We start from the raw sequence: 8,202 nt of genomic DNA, 5'->3' as shown, positions 1-8,202 counted from the left end.
CGGATTTCTCTTAACATTCAACACTTTTGCTATCTGACAAACTAGCGTGTATTTCCAGATACTCTTGATATAGCTTAAAGCTTGGTCTTTCTTTGGAAATGTTAGTAATTAATTGTTTAAGGCTATTCTTATTTTGAATATAAACTATAATTTGACCATCATTAGCTTTCAGCAGTTTTAAAATATCACTTTTTATTTTTTCAGCAACATTAGTATCTAAGTTTAGATTATCATCTGCAACTTTTTCTGAGTTTAATGATTCTATAAACACTTGATAATTAATAGTTAGCTTATTAGCAGGATATGAATTTGCATTGATTATAGTTGCAGGCTTACTTAAAAATTCAAATTCTTCAATTGATAAACATTGATCTATAGAGTTTGCAATTTGCCTAACAAATATTTTGTCTCCTTGAACCTGATTGTTAGTAAGATGACTGTTAACTACGTCCTGGATTGTCAGTGATGCGTCAGCAGTAATCACCTTAACATTAAAGCCATACTCAGGATTTAATAAATCATATTCTTCTATAAAGTCTAAAATGCCATGCAGAAAAGCTACTCCTTCTTGGGAACCTGTAATTTCGTCAATCATAATGAAAATATTTTTCATACGACTGGCGATTTCTTTCATCTTTTTTGGAATAATTCCAGGTGGTGTGCTTGAGGAATTATAAGCACTGCTAAATATTCTGCTGAAATGCTTTAAAGTATTACCGTAGCGAGTTTCCTTAAGTGATTGAATTGACGCAGTGGCAACAATATTGTTAGGTAAATCAGGATTAATAATACAGGTGTGAATTGCTTCACATAAACTTGCTAACACTCCAACTTTGTCCCGTCTCTCCACTTGTATTAAGTTATCTGCATATCTAACTAATTCACTTGAAAGCTCAAATGTATTGTCTTTTAAAGTATTGGCATCTAAGAATTTAACCTGTCCTATTGAATGATTTCCGTGAAGTTTATTGCTATGGTATTCAACAGCATAGCGGCCTTTGGCATAATCAATTATTCTTTTGTTTGTATTAATACAAATCAAATTATCGTCAAATAATTTTAGATCCGTTTTTTCCTTAAACTTCTCGATAATATCCCTGTTTACCTGAATACGAGGACTGATATATATCAAGAGCGAACCTTCATTTAACTGTTCAATAATTTGCTTTGCAACTGCTGTAGTTTTACCAATTCCGGGATTTCCAGTTAAAAACAAAAAGGCTATTCTAGAATCTGCAAGCGCCCGATGTATTAACTCTGCGTGGGCATCTCTGAATTTTGTTGTTGTTAGTTGTAGGGATTGCTTTACTGATTCAGGTACAATACCAGCCGTATTAAAGAAGTGTTTGTCAGCCTCAAAAACTTCAGTATTCTGAATGTAACTTATTGTATCCTTTTTGGCTTCAACTATATCTGTAACGAATCTTCTACCATTCTGAAAGTTTCTAGCTGCGTTGCTTTTAATAACTTGAAGGACTCTACTGCGGCTCTCATTAATATCTTTGAAACTTTTATCTTTGTAAATTTTGTAACAAGTTTTTAATATTTTTAGGCTATCTTGACCATCATCTTTTTCTTTAGTAAGGGTAATGCCGTTAATCATCCTGTCACTATACCCAAAACAGTTAAACTTAACTGGATCAGTGGGGGATATCGTACCTGATCCCAGTAAAAATTTATAAAAGCTCCAGGCGTAACTACAGGCTTGGATAACTTTCACAGCTTCTTTATCTTTCGTCTTGAAAGCAGAGAAGTATTGCACTAATTCCTTAGAATAAATCTCGTTAAGCTTATTGTCCTTGTTGCTACTATTACCAGTATCTATACCAAGTCCACAAAAGCTAGATTTAGAGCGCACATAGTTCAACTCGGTACGCAATGAATCTTGTAAGGTTTGGATATTATTTAAGTCAGTTACAGAATGAATAGCTGAAGTAGTAAAGGTAGATAGGTCTACAGTCAATATTCGATATTTATCTAAATACCGAGTCAATAAGAGAGTATCAGCTTTCAGAAATTCACCAGTGTCTTTGTATCGGATGATATCTACATTTTCAAATCCCTGGCTCTCCAAAATTTCTTTGTAGCAAACTATTTCATTTCTGTCTAAAATGCCAAAGGAGTTGTCGCCGTAGAAGTCACACTGAAAATAAAGAATTTCTATTTTGCTTTTATTGCGCCAGCCAGTTGCTTCTATATACTCTCGAATAAAGCTATAGCCTGAAATCCAACCTTTTTGGATAAACAACTTTACCCAGTCTCCTATAATCTCTTTATGAGATTTATCTATGTAATTTTTGGCAACAGCTTGTTGTATTTTATGTAAGTATAAATTACTTAACGGTGTTAGATATACATCGTCATAGGAATGTTGAAACTTGGAGTGTTGAAAATAAGTTAGGATGCCGATATTAAAACTTATTTCAAATACCCGACCTAAATTAATGCCTAAATCATCTGCCATAAAGCGCACTCCTGATGCTAGTCAAAAAGGCTAAATTATTAAATTTGATGTTTCTATTTGAATAAGTATAAGTAGAGACTGTACCAATTCCTTCATCTCCAATTAACTTACTGTAAGGATTCAGCTTAAATGCTATATTTCGATTAACTTCGTATCTAGAAAAGTGAAATAAAGTAATGTATTGCACAATAGCTTGTTGCAAAGGTGAATCTTTATCCAGAAGCCCTGTCATAATATCTCTTGTATCAGCAACATCATAAATATTTAATAAAGTGCTGTAACAAACTACACTGTTAAAAAATGTACGCTGTTTATCTACAGAACGTCCTGTAAAAAGGTTAAGAAATACTCTAGTTTGTTGGCTTTTATCCTTTGATAACTTTTCCAACTCTTCAGTATCAGGAATGTAAAAAGAATCAACTGTTCCGCGAGTTAAGTTTATAGCAGGGTAGGTATCCATAAATATTGGATACAGCTTAATATCTGATTTGTCTTGTTTAAGATACTGGACTACACTCTGAGACATAAAGAATAATGAATCAGGGTCGGATTCCAATTTAGTTATACCCAAGCTTCTACTATATGGAGCCTTGGCTATATATAAAAAATGTTGATAACCTTGTTGGTAAAGCTTGCTAATTTCATCTTTGATAATCTCTGGCTGCGTATATATTTTCGAGTGTGGTTGATTATCAGCAAACGTTTTAATAGTTTCAATTTTTACTGCTGTATCAGAGACTTTATTAATGACAATAATTTCACCATAAATATTAGAAATTTTAGCTGTTTTGTCTTTTTCATCCCAAACAGCATCACTTAACCAGCTAGAAACTACTATAATTGCTAGTTTATCCAGTTGAGGTTGAGACCCTCCTTTAAACTCAAAAGTTTTAGGAACTAAAGCGTACATTGATGACAAAGCATTGTTGACGCGGAAATCAAAATCTTTTGGTTTATATTCTTTGTTTTCTTTTTTGTTATAGTTATATTTTTTAGCATTAATTCCCTGAGTATCGGACAGACAATCTCTGCGTAAAATATGTGCTAATGCTTTTGATAAAGAACTAAGGAATATTTCATCTTCTGTCGAATCTTGAATATCTTTTAGATGCAATCTAAAAATAGGTATGAACAGTTTCTCATCGACAGACTGGCTCTTAAGACTAATTTGCTCTCGACAAATATTGATGCACAAGTAAGTGAGTAAAGTAAATACCTGCCTATATATTCTCGCTTCTGGGGATTGACTATTATTAAATATAGTTTCTCTGGCTTGCTTAGGTCTCCAGTAAATAGCAATAAGTTTTTGTGATTCATAATATTTTTCATATATGGGATGATTTTCCCATTCATTTGTTTCAGCATTGTGAGCAATAGGATAAAATACAATTGGTAATACTTTAATCCCTGTGGTATCATATTTAATTGAAAAGTTTTGTTTATTGCTATCTGTGAAATAGCGAACATCGTCAAAAGTAAAAGTGGCAGCTAGTGATGTAAGAGATTGCAAATTAACAGTAGGTTCTACAACCTCGATATATCCTAAAGCCTCCCTAGTTTTTGCTTTGGCTTCTGATTGGTTTTCTTGAGTTAAATCAATTTTAAGAAAATTACGAGAATTAATAATTCTTGAAGGAGTTTTATTGAGAATAGCTGTGTTAATACATAGTTGAACTGCTTTGGAAAAAGGAGGTAATATTTCTTTCTTTTCAAGAAAAGTTTGTAACAAATCTTTTAAAGATGCTAACTTCTGTTTAACCTGCCAAGCATCCTGATTCAATATTAAATTACTAATGTTGCATAACACATTTTTTACTTCTTCATTAGAAGCAGTGCCGGATTTTAATTTGTTTAGAACATCTGTCTCAAACTTAGGAATAGGGTTATAATCTTTATCAGCAACTTTGCCATCTTCATCGACAGCAAAAATAAAATAGTAGAGACAAGCAATAATTAAAACCTTTGTTTTAAAGTTTTTAGCTTTGGCTGGGTCTTTTAATTGTTCTTGATGCCGTGGACTGTTAGGGTCAAGTTCAGTCATGTAGTAATCAAGTACAGATTTCTCATCATAAGCATTTACGGAACCATTCAACTTTAACCTCACACCCAAATTAAATTCTTTAATGTCTTTTTCTTTATCTATGCTTTCGCCTATAACTCCTTCATACTCAGGAATGATAGGTAATTTATCAAAAGCATCTGCTTGAGAAAAAGCTGTCCTAAGATTTATCGCTTGTTCCAATAAATAACTAACTTCAAAATGTGCATTATCTAAATTTGGTTCGTTAATATAATCTGATAGCAACCTCAACCGATTGATTAAAGTTTCTAAACATTCAAAACCTTTGGAATTAGAGCTACTTGTATTAGTTTTGGCACATTCTATTCTCAAATAATCTAGATAGTCTATTTTGAGGTCACGTAACAGTCTGGGTAGAGATTCCGTATCTACTATTCTTCTTAATTCAGTTAACTCAGAGTTTTTTTGTTGTGATATTTCTGTTAGAATATCCGTGATTTCTTGCCAATCACTGCTATCATAATTAGCTATTTTATCTATATAAAGCCTAAGACTTTCTAACAACTTATTATCGAACTGCGATATGCCTTCAAATCTGACATTTAAATGATGAGCCTTGATGACTGAATCACTACCCTTGCGTCTCTCTTCCGCCAAACTATTTTCGATAGTTAAGCGCTGAGATGTAAAACTATAAGGCTTGTTAAAAGGATAGGTAAATGGTAAAGATGGCTGATTATCATTAAAATCAGACAATGATGTACTAAGATTTGTTAACCAAGCTTGGGTTTGATTTTCTCCACAAACATTATGCAGTTGTTTTCTTAATTCATCCCTAATAGCTTGAATTTTAGAGTAAAAGTCCGTCTCTGAAATAAAATTTACAGTTGCAGCTTTAATACCTATTTCTTGGTTTAAAATATTTAGAGATTGCTGCTTTGCTGATTGCTGTTTTGCAGTCATAGCAATTTCATACGCAATCTCATAAGCTGATATTCGCAGTTTATTTTTATCTTGAGATAATTTAAAAATTTTCCTGGTCTGAATTAATTGTAGAACTTTGTCAAGCAACGGAATATAGTTTAGTTTTGGTAATGGATTGGAACTTTCTTCAATAGAATGTTTTGATGTCATTGTGCCACCACCTTTTAGAGTAAATATTTAAAATCTCACTTATCCGGTGAATTATAGTATAGATGTACCAAAATAATCAATTGAAAGAAATTCAAAAATTATTGGGTAGCGAGAGGCAGATTTATTGAAGTGGATGCCTATGAAATTGGTATTGATAGAGGAGTTGCTGAAATTGAGTTTACTTAGTGCTGCGTTTGCGTAGCGTCCCGCAGGGAACGTAGAGATCGCCTACGGCTGGTCGTAGGTAGTACCCTGCCACTGCCCGTCTTCATGACAGAAAATCCTAACATAACTGGGAATACAGACATCCATACGCCAAGCTGAAATGTTAATCTTAGTAAAAAAGTCTAGCAGTACCTAGTGGGGCTAGAGGCTGCACTAGGTACTGCTAGTTACGAGGGGCGATCGCTTTCGGGTGATGGTTCACTAACTGGACAGCTAGAACCATGTGAGTAATCCTTGGCATCTTTGGGGTTGGCATTAACCCCTGACTTGCTCATAAGCTTGAATCAGACTTCTTTCAGTCAGGGCTATTGTCCTTCACATTTCAATTTGCACTTAACCAATTCTGCTGTTGCAATCGCTGCCAAGCTTTGCGTATATGTTCTGCTTTAAAGATGGTGCGTTTTCTCTGACTCCATGTATGCACTAATTGTATCGCCTGCTCACTTTCTTGGGCGGTTAGAGCTTCTTTAGTGGCTACCCAGTGAACTGTGGCCAATAATTCCATGCCATAAGGGGTTTCAAAGCCGATAATCAGGTTGCTAATTCGCTCTAACCGCTTCTGGGCTGATGCGTCATTGGCTAAAAATGCCTGTGCTGCTTCCCTCCCGGCTGGTAAGACGTAAATTTCTGCGCTTTCGGCTTTGGCTGTGCCATCTCCATAACCGCGAATGTAATGCCCTTCTATGTGTTTTAAAACATGATTTAGGTTATGGGCATAGGGGCCATATTTATGTTTTACGTACTCAAGGCGCAGTGGTTCACCTGCTTCCTGCAAAAAATAAGCGAGTTTTTGGATTTCTAGTTTAGTTAATTCATAACCGGGAATGCCGTACAATTCCAGCAAGCGAATGAACAAAGCACGGGCGCGAGTCATATTTGGTGTTTTGCTGGTCACTGGCATTTGTGCTGCTGCGGGTGCGCCGCTTGGCTCAAAGATAATGACGCGGACATCTGGCAGTGGGGTAAAGGCTGATTCGATTAAGGGTTTTACTTCAGCCCAGTCTAAGCCGCCGTTACCGCATCCCAGTGGAGGAATGGCGATGGAGATGATACCTAGTTGTTGTACTTGGGCAACTAATGCCACCAGTCCGGTTTTGATATCATCTAATTTAGATTTACCTTTCCAGTGGCGTTTGGTGGGGAAATTAATAATGTACTGAGGGTTAAATAAGTTACCTGTGGCAACAGTAAACATCTGTCCGGGCTGCACTTGTCCGGCACGACAAGCTTTTTCGTATTGGCGGAAGTTTTCTGAATAAGCTTGTTTAAATTGCAAGGCTATACCTTTACCCATGACACCCACACAATTAACTGTGTTTACTAAGGCTTGGGCTGGTTCTGTTAATAAGTTGCCTTGCTTAATTTCAATCATTGCTTTGAAGGTATTAAATAATTATAGCTGCTATTTTGACAGATGTAGTTTGAGTAATTGATAGTCGTAACTGGTAATAAATTATTACCAGTTACTGTTGACGTATGACTAAAATTATACTAGATTAATTAGCTACTTAATTTAAATATTATTACATTAATTTATAAAAATTTTTAATAATACCAACTTGAATAAATCTTCACCGATGTTTCTAGATTAAAGTTGGCAAGGATTTGTTGTACTTGTTGTCTAATAATGCTATTGATTACGCCTATCTCTTGAATTAAAGTCCAAGGACAGTATTCATAAACTAAAAATTCTGCTTGCCTTCGCCATTTGCGGTTGGGGTCATCTGGGGTATTAGCCCAATATTTTGATTTCATTAATTTCCAATCAATGACAGATTGTAAATCAGATATTTCCTGATAAAAATCGCTATACGCCATGATAGCGTGTCCGTCTGTAAATGCAAATTTCAGACCGGAAGTTTTGATGGTATATGCTTCTGAAACTAAATGGATAATTGGCTGTTGTCCACCACTATAACTATCTATATTTTGTTTATGAATAGCATAGAGCATGGGGGAACGAGGGGCAAAATAAAAGGGTACGTAATCATGTAAAGATCCACCACCATTACAAGGGACTTTTGTGGTGGCGCGTCTATCTTGGATATGTTCATGTGCAATGTCAATATAGTTGGTTTGTTGTTGTCTAAGTCTACTATTTGCTATCAATCCCCCAGTGTTCAATATGGAGGTTAAGTTATTTATATGGGTGATGTGATAAAGAGATGTAGACATCTAGTGATTTTAAATAATGCTCTTGGATTTTTTTAGGTATAAACGTAGTATTTAGATTTTAAACGATTGCCTACTAAGTGCTTATATGTTTGGTTTTTCATAAGAATAATGTTTACAAATGATTTTTAGGAAAAACGCGCTCAACCTTTTTACTTTTAGTGAATTTATTAAAAATATGGTGTTA

4 protein-coding genes are annotated in these 8,202 nt (G+C 34.8%); all 4 read right to left on the bottom strand.

Going from position 1 to position 8,202, the window contains the following annotated elements; translation table 11 throughout:
• Positions 1-10 precede the first annotated feature (10 nt).
• The 4 genes from VB732_RS26550 to VB732_RS26535 all read right to left on the bottom strand — a co-directional run bounded on the left by VB732_RS26550 (position 11) and on the right by VB732_RS26535 (position 8,018).
• Complete coding sequence (locus VB732_RS26550) at positions 11-2,464, bottom strand: hypothetical protein (protein WP_323233871.1); 2,454 nt, start codon at positions 2,462-2,464, stop codon at positions 11-13.
• Positions 2,454-5,618 carry a hypothetical protein gene (locus tag VB732_RS26545; protein WP_323233870.1) on the bottom strand — a complete coding sequence of 1,055 codons (3,165 nt, stop codon included), beginning with the start codon at positions 5,616-5,618 and terminating at the stop codon, positions 2,454-2,456. The genes VB732_RS26550 and VB732_RS26545 overlap by 11 nt, the downstream gene beginning before the upstream one ends.
• A 547-nt stretch (positions 5,619-6,165) precedes the next feature.
• Positions 6,166-7,215, bottom strand: a complete 1,050-nt coding sequence (locus VB732_RS26540; protein ID WP_323233869.1) for a macro domain-containing protein — start codon at positions 7,213-7,215, stop codon at positions 6,166-6,168.
• A gap of 173 nt (positions 7,216-7,388) precedes the next feature.
• Positions 7,389-8,018 carry a DUF4433 domain-containing protein gene (locus VB732_RS26535; protein WP_323233868.1) on the bottom strand — a complete coding sequence of 210 codons (630 nt, stop codon included), beginning with the start codon at positions 8,016-8,018 and terminating at the stop codon, positions 7,389-7,391.
• Positions 8,019-8,202: the final 184 nt, after the last annotated feature.

Origin of the sequence: Nostoc sp. UHCC 0252 (genome assembly GCF_034931145.1) — a bacterium.
Lineage (GTDB): Bacteria > Cyanobacteriota > Cyanobacteriia > Cyanobacteriales > Nostocaceae > Nostoc.
Note: the sequence above shows the minus strand (reverse complement) of the source record. Positions and strands in the feature narration are given on the sequence as shown.